At 70.8% G+C, this 16,563-nt stretch carries 15 protein-coding genes and 2 pseudogenes; 9 read left to right on the forward strand and 8 right to left on the reverse strand.

The features are described from left to right. Positions 1–31: 31 nt before the first annotated feature. The 4 genes and pseudogenes from ACF09J_RS30525 to ACF09J_RS30540 all read right to left on the reverse strand — a co-directional run bounded on the left by ACF09J_RS30525 (position 32) and on the right by ACF09J_RS30540 (position 3,295). Complete coding sequence (locus tag ACF09J_RS30525) at positions 32–1,525, reverse strand: DEAD/DEAH box helicase (RefSeq protein ID WP_392308688.1); 1,494 nt, start codon at positions 1,523–1,525, stop codon at positions 32–34. A gap of 340 nt (positions 1,526–1,865) precedes the next feature. Further along, complete coding sequence (locus ACF09J_RS30530; protein ID WP_042169227.1) at positions 1,866–2,069, reverse strand: cold-shock protein; 204 nt, start codon at positions 2,067–2,069, stop codon at positions 1,866–1,868. Positions 2,070–2,534: 465 nt separating this feature from the next. Beyond that, positions 2,535–2,705 (reverse strand): annotated as a pseudogene (locus ACF09J_RS30535) (GNAT family N-acetyltransferase); the annotation flags it as partial. A gap of 95 nt (positions 2,706–2,800) precedes the next feature. Further along, positions 2,801–3,295, reverse strand: coding sequence for a substrate-binding domain-containing protein (locus ACF09J_RS30540; protein ID WP_392308727.1), 495 nt, complete (start codon positions 3,293–3,295; stop codon positions 2,801–2,803). Between the two features lie 20 nt (positions 3,296–3,315). Here ACF09J_RS30540 and ACF09J_RS30545 point away from each other — a divergent pair, with 20 nt between their 5' ends. The 7 genes and pseudogenes from ACF09J_RS30545 (at position 3,316) to ACF09J_RS30575 (ending at position 9,886) form a co-directional block, all read left to right on the forward strand. Further along, on the forward strand, positions 3,316–4,356 hold the full coding sequence (locus ACF09J_RS30545; RefSeq protein ID WP_392308689.1) for a SagB/ThcOx family dehydrogenase: 1,041 nt from the start codon (positions 3,316–3,318) through the stop codon (positions 4,354–4,356). Continuing rightward, the gene (locus tag ACF09J_RS30550; RefSeq protein ID WP_392308690.1) at positions 4,356–5,465 is read left to right on the forward strand and encodes a cupin domain-containing protein; all 1,110 of its coding nucleotides are present in this window, start codon (positions 4,356–4,358) and stop codon (positions 5,463–5,465) included. The genes ACF09J_RS30545 and ACF09J_RS30550 overlap by 1 nt, the downstream gene beginning before the upstream one ends. 109 nt (positions 5,466–5,574) lie before the next feature. Beyond that, positions 5,575–6,222: pseudogene (locus tag ACF09J_RS30555) on the forward strand (JmjC domain-containing protein); the annotation flags it as partial. 562 nt (positions 6,223–6,784) lie between these two features. Next, positions 6,785–7,828 (forward strand): MFS transporter, encoded by a 1,044-nt coding sequence (locus ACF09J_RS30560; protein WP_392308691.1) that lies wholly within the window; start codon positions 6,785–6,787, stop codon positions 7,826–7,828. A gap of 123 nt (positions 7,829–7,951) precedes the next feature. Then, entirely contained in the window at positions 7,952–8,161 is a 210-nt protein-coding gene (locus ACF09J_RS30565; RefSeq protein WP_392308692.1) for a hypothetical protein, read from the forward strand. A 252-nt stretch (positions 8,162–8,413) separates the two neighbouring features. After that, positions 8,414–9,655 carry an Ig-like domain-containing protein gene (locus ACF09J_RS30570; protein WP_392308693.1) on the forward strand — a complete coding sequence of 414 codons (1,242 nt, stop codon included), beginning with the start codon at positions 8,414–8,416 and terminating at the stop codon, positions 9,653–9,655. Between the two features lie 63 nt (positions 9,656–9,718). Next, the gene (locus tag ACF09J_RS30575; RefSeq protein WP_392308694.1) at positions 9,719–9,886 is read left to right on the forward strand and encodes a hypothetical protein; all 168 of its coding nucleotides are present in this window, start codon (positions 9,719–9,721) and stop codon (positions 9,884–9,886) included. A gap of 68 nt (positions 9,887–9,954) precedes the next feature. Here ACF09J_RS30575 and ACF09J_RS30580 read toward each other — a convergent pair whose 3' ends face one another. The 3 genes from ACF09J_RS30580 to ACF09J_RS30590 all read right to left on the reverse strand — a co-directional run bounded on the left by ACF09J_RS30580 (position 9,955) and on the right by ACF09J_RS30590 (position 12,849). After that, positions 9,955–10,800, reverse strand: coding sequence for an alpha/beta fold hydrolase (locus ACF09J_RS30580; RefSeq protein WP_392308695.1), 846 nt, complete (start codon positions 10,798–10,800; stop codon positions 9,955–9,957). Positions 10,801–10,951: 151 nt separating this feature from the next. Beyond that, positions 10,952–11,623 (reverse strand): response regulator, encoded by a 672-nt coding sequence (locus ACF09J_RS30585; RefSeq protein WP_392308696.1) that lies wholly within the window; start codon positions 11,621–11,623, stop codon positions 10,952–10,954. Next, positions 11,620–12,849 (reverse strand): sensor histidine kinase, encoded by a 1,230-nt coding sequence (locus ACF09J_RS30590; RefSeq protein ID WP_392308728.1) that lies wholly within the window; start codon positions 12,847–12,849, stop codon positions 11,620–11,622. Before ACF09J_RS30590 ends, ACF09J_RS30585 begins: the two co-directional genes overlap by 4 nt. A gap of 179 nt (positions 12,850–13,028) precedes the next feature. On the opposite strand from ACF09J_RS30590, the gene ACF09J_RS30595 reads away from it, so the two are divergent. After that, on the forward strand, positions 13,029–13,652 hold the full coding sequence (locus ACF09J_RS30595; RefSeq protein WP_392308697.1) for a hypothetical protein: 624 nt from the start codon (positions 13,029–13,031) through the stop codon (positions 13,650–13,652). A gap of 284 nt (positions 13,653–13,936) precedes the next feature. Further along, positions 13,937–14,398: an HIT family protein gene (locus ACF09J_RS30600; RefSeq protein WP_392308698.1), complete on the forward strand. Its 462-nt coding sequence runs from the start codon at positions 13,937–13,939 to the stop codon at positions 14,396–14,398. 15 nt (positions 14,399–14,413) lie between these two features. Here the strand turns inward: ACF09J_RS30600 and ACF09J_RS30605 are convergent, their stop codons facing one another. Further along, positions 14,414–16,333, reverse strand: coding sequence for an ABC transporter ATP-binding protein (locus ACF09J_RS30605; RefSeq protein ID WP_392308699.1), 1,920 nt, complete (start codon positions 16,331–16,333; stop codon positions 14,414–14,416). Positions 16,334–16,563: the final 230 nt, after the last annotated feature.

Below are 16,563 nucleotides of genomic sequence, written 5' to 3' on the forward strand. Positions count from 1 at the left end.
AGAGATGGGTCAACTTTCCGATCATGAAGGTCTAGGCCACCGCGTCGAGGACGGGCTGGCGTACGGGGGCGCGCCGGGTCGCCGAGGAAGGGCGGCGTCGGCCTCGGGAGGAGGCGCTGCGCTTGGGGCGTTCGACCACCGGTGCGGTGATGACGACCGGGATGCCGGACGGGGCCTGGGCGCCGGTGATCCGGCTCAGGGCCTCGCCTCCCGAGCGGATCTGGGTGATCTGCGGCCGGATTCCGGCGTCCGACATGAGGCGGACCATGCCGCGGCGCTGGTTCGGCGTGACGAGCGTGACGACGCTGCCGGACTCACCGGCGCGGGCGGTACGGCCGCCGCGGTGGAGGTAGTCCTTGTGGTCGGTCGGCGGATCGACGTTGACGACCAGGTCGAGGTTGTCGACGTGGATGCCGCGCGCCGCGACATTGGTTGCCACCAGCACGGTGACGTGCCCCGTCTTGAACTGCGCCAGCGTGCGGGTGCGTTGCGGCTGCGACTTGCCGCCGTGCAGCGCGGCGGCGCGTACCCCGCTGTTGAGCAGGTCCTGGGTCAGCCGGTCGACGGCGTGCTTGGTGTCCAGGAACATGATCACGCGGCCGTCGCGGGCGGCGATCTCGGTCGTGGCGGCGTGTTTGTCGGCGCCATGGACGTGCAGGACGTGGTGCTCCATCGTCGTGACCGTACCGGCCGAGGGGTCGACCGAATGCACGACGGGGTCGGTCAGATAGCGGCGAACCAGCAGGTCGACGTTACGGTCCAAGGTGGCGGAGAACAGCATTCGCTGCCCCTCCGGACGCACCTGGTCGAGCAGTGCGGTGACCTGCGGCATGAAACCCATGTCGGCCATCTGGTCGGCCTCGTCCAGCACCGTGATGCTCACGTGGTTCAGCCTGCAGTCGCCACGGTCGATGAGGTCCTTGAGCCGTCCGGGCGTCGCGACGACGACCTCGGCCCCGCCGCGCAGCGCGCCGGCCTGCCGGCCGATCGACATCCCGCCCACGACCGTGGCCAGCCGCAGCCTGACGGAACGGGCGTACGGTGTGAGCGCGTCGGTCACCTGCTGCGCCAGCTCACGCGTCGGTACGAGGACCAGCCCCAGTGGCCGGCGGGGTTCAGCACGCTGTCCAGCGGTACGGGCGAGCAGGGCGAGGCCGAAGGCGAGGGTCTTGCCGGAACCGGTGCGCCCGCGACCCAGAACGTCACGGCCCGCCAGGGAGTTCGGCAGCGTCGCGCCCTGGAACGGGAACGGTGTGGTCACCCCCTGCTTGCCGAGTTCGGCCAGCAGCTGCTCGGGCATGTCGAGATCGGCGAACGCCTCGACGGCGGGCAACGCGGGGTTGATCGTCCTGGGCAGCGCGAACTCACCCTGCACTGCGGCGGGTCGGCGGCCGTAACCACCGGACCGGGCAGGCCCGCCCGAACGGGGCTGTACCTGCGAGCCGAAGCGGCTGCCGCCCCTTCCCGCGCCGGCACTGCCGTTACGGGTGCGGGCGGAGCGATCGTTCGTGCGTGTGCGGTTCATGCGGAACCTTCCTCGATGTGGCGCATATCAAGGAATTCCCGCAGCAATGAGCGGCATGGAGAATTACAAGTATGGACCGGTGGCAAAAAAACAGTTTTGGGCCGGCGGAAATATCCGGGGCACAGGTGCTGAAGGGGGACGCGATGGGGAGGTCAGATCCGGGCGTCGGCTGCGGCGCAGCTCTTCAGGATGCTCCTGCATCACTGAAGGAGGAACCGCGCGTGGCGGGACTGCGGATTCCTTCGAGTCGCCCCGCAGTTGAAATTGCTGCGGGGGATGTGTGCAGCTGGGGCCCGCACCCCGAAGGATGCGGGCCCCAGCTACGGATTGCGCGTGAGCGTCAGGCCGGAACGATGTTCTCGGCCGTCGGGCCCTTCTGGCCCTGCGCGATGTCGAAGTTCACCTTCTGACCCTCGAGCAGCTCACGGAAGCCCTGCGCGGCAATGTTCGAGTAGTGGGCGAACACGTCGGCGCCGCCACCGTCCTGCTCGATGAAGCCGAAGCCCTTTTCCGCATTGAACCACTTCACGGTACCAGTAGCCATGTCATATCTCCTTCGGGGCAGTACATCGGAATCCGCACTGCGCGGACGCCGGGTCGCCGCGATGATTACCCCGCCCGGAAATGACCGGAAATACAGAAGCACTCCCATCCGACAGAACCGGATGAGGCACTTGAAGTTCGGGAACCACAACTGCAACTGAGATCGACAGTAGCACACTGGAACGGCCCGTGCGCATTACGCAATTCCGCTCTGCTCGGTGCGGCAAAAACCCTCACTACGCGACCCAGTCAAAGCCTCACTTCGCGAGCACAGATATTGTTCCACTCCGGGTGCTACGTTTCAGGAAGGGGGATCTCACAAAGTGCAACCCTGACCGCCAGGGGACGACCACGTACGCGGCTGTGAGGCCGCCGGCGCAGGCGATCCCCCCGCCAGGGCAGAGACGACGGCACACACGGAGCGCGCCATGCAGGCGAAGCCGGTGCCCTGCGAACCCGCACCGCGTCATTCCGAACGAATGCCGAACTCGAATTCGGGACGGTCCCACGGCACGGCGGGCGGGTTCGCCCGCGCGGTCCCGGTCCGCACTGCACCGACGCGGTGGTAGAAACCCTCGGCGGGAAGATGCGACACGACCATGACACGGTCGAGCCCGGCGGCACGGGCCTCTCTCTCCCGCGCCCGCGGCCGCTGCGGCCTGCTGGTCCTCCCGTCGGGCACGGCCGCACGCCGACGAGGTCCGACCCCGCGCCGGGGTCCCGGGCGCGCCCTCAGTGGGCGTACTCCTCCGAGAGGAAGCGGACCGCCTGGTCGATGAAGACGCGCATCCCCCGCGTGAGCGTCTTGCCGCGGCGCCAGGCGATCTGGGTGAAGACCTCGAAGGGGATCGGCCACGGGAGCGCCACCAGGGTGCCCCTCTCCAGGAAGTCGGCCACGGTCGCCGTGGGCAGGAGGCTGACGCCGAGGCCCGCGGCGACGCCGCGCTTGATCGACTCGATGGTGCCGAACTCCAGGAACGGCAGCGACTCCCCGGTGCCGTCGTTCAGTTCGGCCTCGAAGAGCTCGCGGTAGGCGCAGCCGGCCTCCGCGGAGATGACCTGGACGCCGCGGAGGTCCTCGGTGGTGACCTTCTCGGCCCGGGTCAGCGGGTGGTCGGGGGCGGCGAGGACCGTCAGCGACTCGGAGCCGAGGACCTCGGTCTGGACGCCCGGGTGGCGGGTCTCGGCCTCCATGAGGAAGCCCATGTCGAAGAGGCCCTGGCGCAGGGCATCCGGACGGACTGCGCATGGGAATTCCCGGGCAGCGTCGCTGGATCCAGGTCACCCCTCATCTCCTCGACCTCCTCGAGCGTGCGGGCGAGGGAGCCGACGCGGCCGAGCTCGCCGAGAGCTTCCCCGCCGGCGAACGCGACCGGGTGCGCGGCGCCGTGGAGACCCTCACCGGCCTCGGCATCCTCGTCCCGCACGAGGACGCGCCGCCGCTGCCCGCGTTCTGGGAGCGCTGGGGCGCCGTCACCGAACGCTTCCACGACGAGGCGCGCAACGCCAACTACCTGGTCGACTCCCCCGAACGGGCCGAGCTGGTCGAGGACATCGTGACCGAGGGCGGCTCCCCGGACCTCTTCAAGGAGTACCCGGGCCACCCGGTCGTGATGCTGCCCCGCAGGCCGCGGCGCCTGGACGCGCCGGTCGAGGAGGTCTTCGCGAGCCGCCGCACCCACCGCAGGTTCACCGGAGCCCCGGTCTCCCTGGACCAGTTGGGCACTCTGCTCTTCCACAGCTTCGCGCCGCACGGCTTCATCCACGGCGGCCCCTTCGGAGCCCAGCAGTGCCGGGTCAGCTCCTCCGCCGGCGGCCGGCACGAGGTCGAGGCGTACGTCGTGGTGTACGACGTCGAGGGCGTCGAGCCCGGCCTCTACCACTACAACGCCGCCCGGCACGCCCTGGAACTGCTCGACGCCGACGCGTCCCGCGCCCGCGTCGCCGACTTGACGTGCCATCAGACACCTTCGTACGAGGGTGCCTTCACCGTCTTCACCACGGCCGTCGCCAACCGGCTGGCCTGGAAGTACCGTCACCCGCGCGCCTACCGCCTGTGGATGTACGACGCCGGCCACTACGGCCAGACCTTCGTGCTGACCGCCACCGCGCTGGGCCTCGGCCCGTTCCAGACCGTCGCCTTCGCCGACGACGAGGTGGAGCGCTTCCTCGGGGTCGACCCCGCCGAGGAGTTCGCCGTCTACCTGCTCGCCGCGGGGATCCCGGACCGCCCCGGACCGCTCGTCCCCGCCGACTTCGCCTTCCCGCCGCCCTCGGAGGTGCGCTGATGAACCCGGCCGCCGACCCGGTCGTGACCGCCGCTCCCGCGACCGGCACGCCCGCCGCCCCGGCGGCGGCAGCCCACGGGCTCGCCCCGCTCGTGGGCGACCCGGAGTCCTTCCTGCGGTCCCACTGGACCCGGACCCCCCTGCTGCGCCGCGGGGCCTCGGCCGACGCCTTCGCCGGCCTGCTCACGCTGCCCGGCGTCGCCGACCTGCTCACCACCCGCGCCCTGCGCCTGCCGCACTTACGGCTCGTGCGCGACGGGGTGCAGGTCGCCGAGAGCCAGTACACCGGCGTGCGCCGGATCGGCCACGGCACGGTGACCGACGCGATCGTGCCGGAGAAGGTCCTCAGCCACTTCAGCCTCGGCGCGACCCTCGTCCTGGACGCCGTGGAGTTGCTCGTGCCCGCCGTACGCGAGGTGTGCGGCCGGCTCGCCCGGGCCCTGGCCTGCCCGGTGGACGCCGTCGCCTTCCTCACCCCGCCCGACCGCAAGGGCCTCGCCCCGCACATCGACGACGAGGACGTCTTCGTCCTCCAGTTGTCCGGCACCAAGCAGTGGACCGTGCACGACCAACTGCGGCCGGTGCCCCTCACCCCGGGCGCGCTTCCCGCCGGCTCCCTCGGCCCCGTCGCGCTCACCCCGCTGCTCTCCCCCGGCGACCTGCTGTACGTCCCGCGCGGCACCCCGCACCACGCCGCCTCCACCGGCGGGCACTCGCTGCACCTGTCGATCGCCGCCCGGCGGCCCACCCTCGGCGCCCTCACCGCCGACACCGTCCTCGCGGCGCTCGCAGCCGCCGGGCAGGACCGCGACCTCGACAGCCTCGGGCCGGCCGAGGAGACCGGCGCACGCTACGAGGCGACCGGCGCGATCGGGCTGCGGGACGCCGAGGACGGCACCGTGGAGGCCGACTTCGGCCGATTCCGCGCCCGCTTCCCGGCCGTCGCCCGCCCGGTCCTGACCCGGCTCGCCGCCGGGGAGGCCGTCCTCGCGGAGGACTTCGTCACCACGGACGGGGAGGGCGCAGCGTCCGGCGTGGGCCCCTCCGGCGGGGGCAGCGGACCGCTCGGCCAGCTCCTGGTCCGGGGCGCGCTGCTGCTCGCCTCCTGACGCGCTGACGGGCCCCACCCGCCACCCGCGCGCCGCCTCCGCACCCCACCGCCCCTGGCCCCGGCCCCTGCCGGCATCCGACGATCCGACCACCAGACGGGAGCAGACCATGGCCCTGGATCGCTGCACCTCGACCTCCGCGGACATCTTCCGCAAGCAGATCTTCGGCCGTCGGCACCTGCACAGCACCGCCGCCGAACTGCCCCGCGACTTCTCCGACCTGTTCTCCCCAAAGGCCCTCGACGAGGTCCTCGCCGCAGGTCTGCGGACCTCCTCGGTCCGCCTGCTGCGCGACAACGTCGAGGCGCCCGCGGACCGCGGCAGCGTCGCCGAGGAGGGCGACGCCCCCGGCGCGCCGCCTTTCGTGTCCACGGACACTGTGCGCGCCGCGCTCGCCTCGGGACACACCCTGATCATCCGCTCACTGCAGCGGGTGCACCCGCCGCTGCGCCGCTTCGCGCACGAGCTGTCGGCCGAACTGGGCCACCCGGTCCGCATCAACGCCTTCGTCACCCCGCCGCACTCGCAGGGCGTCGACCTGCACTACGACATCGAGGACGTCCTCGTCCTCCAGATCACCGGCAGCAAGAGCTGGGAGCTGCGCGACCAGCCCTTCACCGCACCGCTGCCCCGGCACGCCTGGTTCCTCTCCACCGACCGCCGCCGCGACGAACTGCGCGCGGCGAGCGAGCCGCTCGCCGAACTCGTGCTGCGCGAGGGCGACTCGCTGTACTTCCCGCGTGGCACCTTCCACTCGCCGCGCACGCGGGAGGAGCTCTCCATCCACCTCACGATCGCCGTCCCGCCGGTCACCCGGCACGACCTGCTGGCCGAACTGGTGCGCCGGGCCGTCGACGACGACGTCTGGCTGCGGGAGACCGTGTCGCTGGACGTCCTGGAGGACGACGAGGACCTCGCCCGCTCCGTACTCGCCGAGGCGGCGGAGCGGCTGGCCGCGGCGGCGAAGAAGGCCGAGCCCGGGGACGTGCTCTGGGCCGTGCGCCGCGACGCCTTCCGCACCCACGTCCCCGCGCCCGTCCCCGTGCTTCCGGTGCCGGACCCGGCGGAGCGGCCCCACCGGCTGCGCGACGGCGTGGTGTTCCGGGTGACCGACGAGCCGGACGGCAGCGCCCTGCTGACCACCGGCACCCGCTCCGCGCGGCTGCCCGGGGCGGTCGCCCCGATACTGCGCGCGCTGCGCCGCGGCCCCGAACTGGACGTCGCCGGACTGGTCGAGGCGCTGGGCGCGCAGGACGCCGGCAAGGTCGCCCGGGCCCTGGTGACCATCGGCATGGTCGGCCCGGCGGACTCCCCCGCGCGTGACGGGGGTGTGGCTCGGGCAGGCCAGCGGCGCCGTCGGCGACCAACTGCTGCCGGTGGCGCTGAGCCTGTACGTGCTGCACGCGGGCGGCGGGGTCACCGAGATCGGCCTGGTCCTCGGCGGGCGCGCGATCTCGCTCGTGGTGTGCCTGCTGGCGGGCGGGCTGCTGGCGGACCGGGCGCGGCGCACCCGGATCCTGTTCGGCGCCGACCTGTTCCGTGCCGTGCTGATCCTGGCGGCCGCCACGGCGCTGCCCTGGCTGCCGCTCGCCCTGCTGCCGCTGCTCACCATGCTCATGGGCGCCGGGGAGGCGCTGTCCCGGCCGGCCGCGCGGTCGCTGATCCCGACGCTGCTGCCCGACGCGTTGCTGGAGCGGGGCAACGCCCTGGTGGCCGCGGCGCACCGCAGTTCGGCGGTGCTCGGCGCGCTGGCCGGGGTCTCGCTGGTGGGCGCGCGCACCGCGCTGGTGCTGGCCGGGGTGGTGTTCGCGCTGGGCGCGCTGACGGTGCTGCGGGTTCCGGAGGACGCGCCGTCCTCGGGGGCGGAGCGCCGGTCGGTGCTCGCCGACGCGGCGCACGGGTTGCGGGCGACGCGCCGCAGGCCGTGGGCGATGGCCGTGATGTTCACGGTCTGCCTGCACCTGTTCGCCGGGAGCGCGACCGCGCTGACCCTGCTGCCGGTGGTGTCCCGGGAACACTTCGGCGGGGATGTCGCCTACGGCGTGGTGCTGGCCTCGATGGCGGTCGGCGCGCTGCCGGGGATCGCCGTCGCGGGCCGCTGGCGGCCGAAGGCGCCGGGCACGGTGGCGATGCTGAGGTCCTTCCCGAGCAACGTCCTGGGCAAGGTGTTCGCGCTGGACCAGTTGAGCGCGTACGCCCTTCTTCCGCTGGGGTACGCGCTGGTCGGCCCGGTCGTGGACATGGTGGGCGCGGGCGCCACGCTGGCCGGCGGGGGAATCGTCGTCGCGGCGTCGAGCCTGCTGGTGCCGGGAGTGGCCCGTTTCGCCGACCCGGAGGACCGCCCGGCCGCGGGCGCCGGGTGAACACCCCAATCGATCACGAGTGCGAACGATGACCACCGAGGCCTACCGCAGCGTCTCCGCGCCGTCGCCGCCCAGGCCGACGGGTGGGAGCCCGGCCGCGCCGCATCGGCTGATCCTGCGACCGTGGTGGCCGGCGTCTTCATCACCACCCTCGACTTCTTCATCGTCAACGTCGCCATTCCCTCTTTGCAGACCGACCGGAGCGCGGCCTCCGGCGTGCTCACCACCGGCCTGCAGATCGGCAACTCGATCGGTGTCGCGGTGATCGGCGTGATCTTCGCGACCGCGGCCCTACTGGTCCAGGCGCTGCCCCGCACGAACGCCGGCACGTGATCCACGCCTGGACGAGCCCGGGTGGCCGCTCGCCCCAGCCCTCGTACCGGAACCCGCTCTGCTCGACGTCGAGCAGAGCGCCCTCGTCCGGCCATCGAGCAGGCCCTCGGCGACTTGCCCGACGGCGCGTGGCCTTCGCCACACTTTACCCATTTTGGGACGGATCAATGTGCATAAGTAGTTTTAGAGCTAGTTGCACCCCTCGGACAACCAGCTCCAGGGATCCGAAGAACAGCGGCATGGGAGAAGCGCTTGATCACCGCACGTACACGACGCACCGGACTGGTCGCCACGGCCGGCGTACTCGGCGGCGTACTCGCAGTCACGGCCCTCGGCGGTACCAGCAACGCTGCCACCAGCGGCAACGCCGCCGGGGAGCACCGGAAATCGCAGACGCGGGAGGATCAGCCGGCCGCCCAGGACGCTTCCGAGGCCCGAGTGAAGATCACGCCCGCACAAGGTGCCCACAGGGTCGGGATCAGCGATCCCGTCAAGGTCACCGTCAGTGACGGAAAACTCACCAAGGTGACCATGACCGCCGTCGCGACCGGCGCGGAGATTCCGGGCACCCTGTCCGCGGACGGCACGTCCTGGAAGCCGGACGGCCGGCTGGAGCGGGCCACCAAGTATCAGGTCGCAGCGGAGGCAGAGGACGCCAAGGGGCGCTCCGCCACCGGAAACGCCACGCTCACCACGGTCTCCCCGGCCAACGGCTTCATCGGGCATCTCTCCCCCGAGGACGGCTCCACCGTCGGCGTGGGCATGCCGGTGACAGTCAACTTCGACAAGGCGATCAGCAACAAGGCCGCCGTACAGTCGAAGATCCAGGTCAGCTCCAGCAGCGGCCAGCAAGTCGTCGGTCACTGGTTCAACAACGACCGCCTGGACTTCCGCCCCAGGAACTATTGGGAGCCCGGCTCCACCGTCACCGTCAAGCTCGACCTCCACGGCGTCCGGAAGACGGTCACATTCAAGATCGGCCGGAGCCAGGTCAGCACCGTCGACGCCGGCACGAAGCAGATGACCGTCGTACGGGACGGCAAGACGATCAGGACCATCCCGATCTCCTCGGGCAGCCCTGATCACCCGACGTACAACGGTCAGATGGTCATCTCCGAGAAGTTCAAGCAGATCCGCATGAACGGTGCGACCGTCGGCCTCACGAAGAAGAACGGCAAGCCCGCGTACGACATCGCGGACGTACCGCACGCCATGCGCCTGTCGGCCTCGGGCACGTTCATCCACGGCAACTACTGGGGTGCCGACTCGATCTTCGGCAAGGCCAACACCAGTCACGGCTGCGTGGGCCTGAAGGACGTCAAGGGCGGCAACGACGACAAGCAGCCCGCCGCGTGGTTCTTCGACAACTCGATGATCGGTGACGTCGTGATCGTCAAGAACTCCGATGACAGGACCGTGCTGGCCCCGGACAACGGCCTCAGCGACTGGAACATGCCATGGAGCCAGTGGGTCGCGGGCAGCACGACCGGCTGACGTCACCTCACTCCCTCCTGCGAGGGGCACGGCTGCCGCGACCGCACGGAGTAGAAAGGAAGGATGGCAAGACAGACAGCTGTCGTGTTCTACGTGGTCGCGCTGATAGTCGTCGTGGTCGGCGTGGACGTCCTGTTCTTCAGGCACCAGTTCTGGGAGCGGCTGATGGTGAACATCGGAATCGTCCTGGTGTTCGTGGCGTTTTATTTGAGGTTCCTGAAGCGTTCATGAGCGCAGCCGCCGCGCCGCCCAGGTCCCGCGAGCCCTTCGCCGTAGTCTCCGCCGACAACCTCGATCGGCTATGCGGCGAGTGTCGCCAGCGTCCGCTCGGGTGCGGCGAGGATCGAGAAGTGGCCTTGGCCGGGATGGATGTGAAGGCGTGCGCCCGGTATCGCCGCGGCGAAGCGGCGGGCGTGCTGGAGCGGGACGGTGGTGTCGGCATCCCCCTGGTGGATCGACGTGGGCACCCTGATCGACTCGAGGTCGAAGCCCCAGGGCCGGGTCAGCACGCGCAGATCCTGCCCGACGCCCCAGCCGCCGCGGTGGAACGCTCGCAGGTAGTTGGTCAGGAAGGCCGCGCGCACGTCAGACTCGGCGAGGGCACGCCGGTCGCCGGCGGGCATCTCGCTGGTCGCCAGGCGAAGGAACAGCCCTGGTGCCCGGCGCGCCAGCGTGGCCAGGCGGTCCAGAAACCAGCCGCCGAAGGCCGGAGCGTGCCGGGCGATCCGCAAGGACGCGCGCTGCCCGGCTGCCATCCCGCGAGTGGGCCAGGCAGGCGGGCCGAGGGGCGCGACGAGCAGCAGGTGGCGGACGCGATCAGGCAGCTCGGACGCGCATGCGGCCGCGAACGCTCCGCCACCCGAGACGCCGAGCAGCGCCACCGAGCCGACATCCAGCGCGTCCAGGACCAGGGTGGCTTCCGCCGCCCAGTCCACGACCCGTGGCAGGCGACGGGCGTCGGTGCCGCCGATGCCGGGGCGATCCGGGGCGATGAGGCGCAGTCCGAGCGCGTGGGCCGCGTCCGCGAAGTCGTACGCGGCCAGCCGGGAGTCGGCCAGCCCGTGGCAGAACAGCACCGCAGGCGCGTCCGGCTCCCCCACCACGTCGACCGCGATCACCCCGCCGTCGGCTCGCCTCACCTCCACCCCCATATCGTCTCCCGTGACCTTGCTCCCCGGCAGTTGCGCGCAGGACTTCTGGAAACGCGCTCAGCGGGTCTTGCCGCGTCCGAGGGCGGGTGCCACCTGTACGGCTGGACGCGCTGGGGCGAGACGGTGCCGGGGAGCCGTGGGTTGGTCACTCGTGAGGCGAGTGGCCGGGTTGGACGAGACCGTGCTCGTAGGCGAAGACGACGGCTTGGACTCGGTCGCGCAGGCCGAGCTTGGCGAGGATGCGGGTCACGTGGGTCTTGACTGTCGGCTCGCTCAGGAAGAGTTCCGCGCCGATCTCGGCGTTGGAGCGGCCGCGGGCGATGAGACCGAGCACTTCATGCTCGCGTGGGGTCAGTTTCTCCAGCCCGGTGGGCTGGTGCGAACCGGGGCGCGGGCGGCGTACGTATTCCTCGATCATGCGTCGGGTGATCTCCGGGGCCAGTAGCGCCTGGCCGGCGGCGACGGTGCGGATGGCGCCGGCGAGTTCGCGCGGTGGTGCGCTCTTGAGGAGGAAGCCGCTGGCTCCCGCGCGCAGTGCTTGGTAGACGTACTCGTCTTCGTCGAAGGTGGTGAGGATGAGTACCTGTGCGGGGCAGCGCCCGTCCTGCAGCAGGCGGCGGGTTGCTTCGATGCCGTCCATGCGCGGCATCCGGATGTCCATGAGGATGATGTCGGGCAGCAGGGTGAGCGCACTGTCGACTGCCTCCGCGCCGTTGGCCGCCTCGCCGACGACCTCGATGTCGTCCTGGCCGCTCAGAATGGAGTGGAAGCCGCCGCGGACCAGGGCTTGGTCGTCCACAAGCAGGACGCGGATCATCGGGGGGCCGCCTGCAGTGGCAGGCTTGCGGTCACGGCGAAGCCGCCGCCGTCGGCGTGTCCCGTCTCCAGGGTGCCGCCGTAGAGTCCGACCCGTTCACGCATTCCCAGTAGCCCGTGGCCGATCCGGTTCGAAGCCGACCTTGCCGGCGAGCCTGTGCGCCCCGTGTCCCGCACGCTGACCCGTATGGACTGCTCGTCATAGTGCAGCAGCACGTGGGCTGTGGTGGGTGTGGCGTGCTTGAGTGCGTTGGTGAGTGCCTCCTGGACCACCCGGTAGACGGTCAGGTCCATGCCGGGCGGCAGTGGTCGGGCCGGGCCTTCCAGGGTGAGTGAGACCGGTAGCCCGACGCCGACCATGTGCTCGATGAGTTCGGCCAGGTTCGCGGTGCCCGGCTGCGGCTCGAGCGCGGGTCGTGTCGCTTCCCCGCGCAGTAGACCGAGCATCCGTCCCAGTTCGCCGACCGCTTGATGTCCGGTCTCCTGAACCGAGCGCAGTGGCGCGTGCGCCTGGGACGGATCGCGGTCGAGCAGGTCTTCGGCGGCGCCCGCCTGGACGACCATGACGCTGACGCAGTGGGCGACGATGTCGTGCAGTTCGCGGGCGATGCGGGTGCGTTCCTCCGCGAGCGCGACATGGATCGCCTCTTCGCGCTCGGCCTCCAGCCGCTGGACCCGGTCCTGGTTGTCGGAGTGGCTGCGGGCCCGGGCACTCAGCACCCGGCCGGCGACGAAGACGATGGCGATCGGCACCGCGGCGAACGGGATGTTGCTGACGGTGCCGGCGTCCGGGTTGCGCAGCATCACGAGTACGACGGTGGTGGCGGTCGCCGCGACGCCGAGCCACGCGGACACGCGTTCACCGTGCCGGGCCACCGAGTAGGTGGCGAGCAGCAGGGGCAGGAAGTCGCCCCACAGAGTGAACGTCAGCGGGGTGGCCAGCATCGGTCCGGCGATCGCGACCGCGACGACCACGGCCGTGGCGAGCGGGGCCAGCCTCCGCAGCGCCAGCACCAGCGTCGCCACCAGGGTGGACACGACCAGGGGCGGCATGGGGCCGTACCGGGTCGAGTTGTCGAGATCGAAGACGATGTCGAGCAGGGCGAAGCCGGTGATCGCGAGCGCGAGCAGAGCGTCGGGCAGCAACCCCGCCGGCGCGCGCCGCAGACTCGCCGGCGCCTCCGACTCCTCTCGCGCCGGCGACTTGGCGCGTGCCGTCTTCAGCATCACATCCGCAAGCTACCGGCGGGTGCAGCCGGGCGGCGTCATCCGAACGTCGTATTCGCCTCGTGCGGATCGCGACCCGCGAACGACCCGGTGCCGACCGGAGTACGACGACGCCCCGGCACCGCCGGGCCGACGCTGACGGCGCACCGCCGAGTGGCGGCACAACGCAGGAGGAGACCATGACCATGAACCTCAAGCGCCTGGCCGGATGGGCGCTCATCGTCGGCACCGTCGTCGCGGCGTTCGGCTACCTCGCCGCCAACCTCCTCGCGCCGGGCAGCGGCGACGAGGTCTTCCGCTACCACCTCTGGCCGCTGTTCGAGGGGATCGCGGTCGGTGGGGACGTCATCATCGCGCTGGGGCTGCCCGTCATCCTGACCTTCGCGCATCGGGCACCGAAGCTGCACGTCGTCGGCTATGCCGGCATCTTCGCCGCGCTGGTGATGCTGAACATCGGCGAGGGAGTCATCGAGGGGTTCGTCAAGCCGTACCTGGTCGACCACGGCGGCATCCCCACCGAGCAGCCGTCCGGCTTCGCCGTCTTCGAGGGCGTCGCACTGCTGTGCCTGCTCGTCGGCGCGGTCTGCCTGGGCATTGCCGTGCTGCGTGCCCGGACGCTGCCCTGGTGGATCGGTGTCGCGCTGATCGTCTCGTGTCTGCTCGGCGCCCTCGGGCTGCCCGGACGCTGGTTCCTCCTTCCCGACGACGTGTTCTTCGCCGCGCTGTTCGCCATCGGCGTCCACGCCGTACGCGGGCGCAGCGAAGTCGCCACGGCGAGCGTGGTCGAGCCGGCCGCGGTCTGACGCGAGTCCCACGGGCAGTGGGGGCTGATCGCCGCTTGCTCCGGTGGGCTTCCCGGGCCCGCGGGGTTCAGGACCGGACGAGCAGCCGGAAGGCGAACGTGCACCGGGACGCAAGGTACGAGCCCGCTCGACCGCGCGTCCCGTGTCGCGCCATGCGCTGCATGGTGAGCAGGACGGCCCCCGGACAGGACCGTGCCGTTCACGTGGCAGGTACGACCAGTGATCGGGGGTGGGAGGCGGCCCGGCCAGGAGCGGCAGCAGAGCCGCTGTCGCATGCTGTGTCCATGGGGCTGTTCGCCGGGGATCCGGCCTGTGCCTTCTGCGGCATCGTCTCCGGCCGGGTGCCGGCCAGCCGCGTGTACGAGGACGAGCTGGCCCTGTCCTTCATGGACATCCACCCGGCTGCGCCTGGAGACCTCCTCGTCATCCCCAAGACGCACGCGGCAGGTCTGGAGGACATCGATGAGACCCTGGTCGCCCATCTGTTCCGCGTCGTCCACCTGCTGGCGCGGGCTCTGCGGCGCTCGGGGCTGCCATGCGAGGGAGTGAACGTGTTCCTGGCCGACGGTGAGGCCGCCGATCAGACGGTGTTCCACCTCCACGTGCACGTCTTTCCCCGCACCGCGGACGACCGGTTCCGCTTGGAGGTCAGGTGGCAGGAGCGGTCCCGTGCCGCCCTCGACCGCGACGCCGCACTGATCAGGTCGTGCCTGGACCGCGGCGCAGACCGCCGTGGCTCTTCCTGACGGGTACCGACTCGGTCACGTCGACCCGGTGCTCGTACGAGCGTGCGACGACGTCCTGCGGCCCCCGTCCGGCGCCGGGTCGGTTGGTCCTGGCGGCCCGATGGGACCGGCTTCTGGGACCGGGCTTTCGAGGGCCGACTCGTTGCTCTCGCCGAGGAAGCCGCCCGACTGGTGCTGCCACAGCTTGGCGTAGGCACCGTCCGCCGCGAGCAGTTCCTCGTGGGTGCCCTGCTCGACGACGCTTCCGCGGTCGAGGACGACGAGACGGTCCATGCCGGCGACGGTGCTCAGGCGGTGGGCGACCACGAGGGCCGTACGTCCGTCCATCAACCGCCACAGGGCGTCCTGGACGAGGAGCTCGCTCTCCGAGTCCAGCGCACTGGTCGCCTCGTCGAGCAGCAGGATCGGGGCGTCGCGCAGGATGGCCCTGGCGAGGGCGACGCGCTGGCGCTGGCCGCCCGAGAGTTTGACTCCCCGCTCCCCCACCAGAGTGGCGAAGCCGTCGGGGAGTTGGTCGGCGAACTCCGTGACGTGCGCGGCCGCGGCCGCCGCGCGGATCTCCTCGTCGGTAGCGGCGGGCCGGGCGAAGGCGATGTTGTCCCGCAGGCTGCGGTGGAACATGGCGGGTTCCTGCGGGACGTAGGCAATCAGTGAGCGCAGGTCGGTCTGGCACAGTCGGCTGATGTCCTGACCACCGATCAGGATGCGTCCGTCGTCGATGTCCGACATCCGCAGCAGGAGCCGGGTGAGCGTGGTCTTGCCCCCTCCGGACCTGCCGACGAGACCGATCCGTGCGCCTGCGGGCACGTCCAGGTCGAGTCCCCGGAAAATCGGCTTCGCACCCGTGTGGGCGAAGGTCACCGCCTCGAAGCGGATGCCTGTGTCCCTCGGTGCGAGCGGTTCGGGTGTCGCCGGGTCGAGCACGGTGGGCGGATCCAGCAGCAGCTCCGTGAACTGCGCGGCCTCGGTCATCGAGCTTTCCAGGCGTCGGTAGATCTGGTTGAACTCGAACATGATCTGTGTGGCGTTGGAGTAGTAGGTGAAAGCGACGACGATCTCCTCGACTCCCTGGCCCGAGCCACCGAAGGCGATGGCGACCAACAGACCCAGCACGTTGGTCAGTACGGACATGGGGGCGACCAGGGTGTCGACGCGCAGATTGCCGTAGTCCCACGACCTCAGCGTCAGGCGTCGGGAGTCCGCGACACGGCTGCGGTGTTCGTCGGCCTCCCGCCGCTCGGCTGCGAACGCCCGGATGGTCTCCATGTTCACGAGGCTGTCGGCAACGTGGCCGGAGACCCGGGCGATCGCGGCCTCACGGTCGTGGACGAGCCTCTGCCGGCGACGGATCAGAGGGGTCGCGGCCACCACGGTCAGCGCGATCATCACGAGAAGGCCGGCGACGAGCATCGGTTCGTAGCTCCACAGCACCACGGCACCGAACAACAGAGGGACGAGACTGCCCACGATCCGGTACGTCACCGTGTCGACGAAGTCCTCGAAGCGTTTACCGAAACTGAGCACCCGTTTGGTCAGGGAGCCGGCGAAGTTGTCGTGGAAGAACGCCGCGTCCTTGGCGAGGAGTTCGTCCATGCCGCTCACGTACAGGTGTTCCATGCCGAGGGCGTCCACGCGGTTCAGACAGTGCTGCCCGATCCGCCACACGGTCTCGGCGAGCAGCAGCGTCACGCCGAAGCCCAGCACGTACGGCAGCGCCGAGCTGAGGGTGAGACCGCCGTCGCCGGCGGCCTGTCCTGCCAGTTTGGCGATCAGCAGGGGGGCGACGTAGCGGATGCCGATGTTGCCCACGGCCGGCAACAACAGCGCGGGCAGGGCCAGCCGTCGTAGCCGCAGCAGTTCCCGGCCGTAGCGGCGTAGTGCCAGAACGAACGCGCTCGTGCCCGGCGTCGGGCCTCGCGTATCGGTTGTCCCCATCACACTCCCGGAGGTTCGGAAGTCGGAAGTCTCCCGCCGTGAGAGCTTCTCAGTCCAGGCATTTACCGCGGACTGGCGAGAACCGGACACCGCTGCGTTCCGCCTACGCAGCGGACGTATCCGGTGGTGGCCTTGTCCGGTGAGGAGCCGCACCGTGGTGCTGGTGCCGGCCCGGTTGCGCCCCGTTTGACGTGTTCATGGTGTGTCTGGAAATCATCTTCAGTGGAATT

The organism is Streptomyces sp. NPDC014889 (assembly GCF_043081205.1).
Taxonomy (GTDB): Bacteria; Actinomycetota; Actinomycetes; order Streptomycetales; family Streptomycetaceae; genus Streptomyces.

Coding starts and splice junctions, on each gene's coding strand:
- ACF09J_RS30595 (WP_392308697.1), top strand. CDS start 13,029: ATGACCATGAACCTCAAGCGCCTGGCCGGATGGGCGCTCATCGTCGGC.
- ACF09J_RS30575 (WP_392308694.1), top strand. CDS start 9,719: ATGGCAAGACAGACAGCTGTCGTGTTCTACGTGGTCGCGCTGATAGTC.
- ACF09J_RS30545 (WP_392308689.1), top strand. CDS start 3,316: ATGGGAATTCCCGGGCAGCGTCGCTGGATCCAGGTCACCCCTCATCTC.
- ACF09J_RS30600 (WP_392308698.1), top strand. CDS start 13,937: ATGGGGCTGTTCGCCGGGGATCCGGCCTGTGCCTTCTGCGGCATCGTC.
- ACF09J_RS30605 (WP_392308699.1), bottom strand. CDS start 16,333: ATGGGGACAACCGATACGCGAGGCCCGACGCCGGGCACGAGCGCGTTC.
- ACF09J_RS30525 (WP_392308688.1), bottom strand. CDS start 1,525: ATGAACCGCACACGCACGAACGATCGCTCCGCCCGCACCCGTAACGGC.
- ACF09J_RS30550 (WP_392308690.1), top strand. CDS start 4,356: ATGAACCCGGCCGCCGACCCGGTCGTGACCGCCGCTCCCGCGACCGGC.
- ACF09J_RS30590 (WP_392308728.1), bottom strand. CDS start 12,849: ATGCTGAAGACGGCACGCGCCAAGTCGCCGGCGCGAGAGGAGTCGGAG.
- ACF09J_RS30585 (WP_392308696.1), bottom strand. CDS start 11,623: ATGATCCGCGTCCTGCTTGTGGACGACCAAGCCCTGGTCCGCGGCGGC.
- ACF09J_RS30530 (WP_042169227.1), bottom strand. CDS start 2,069: ATGGCTACTGGTACCGTGAAGTGGTTCAATGCGGAAAAGGGCTTCGGC.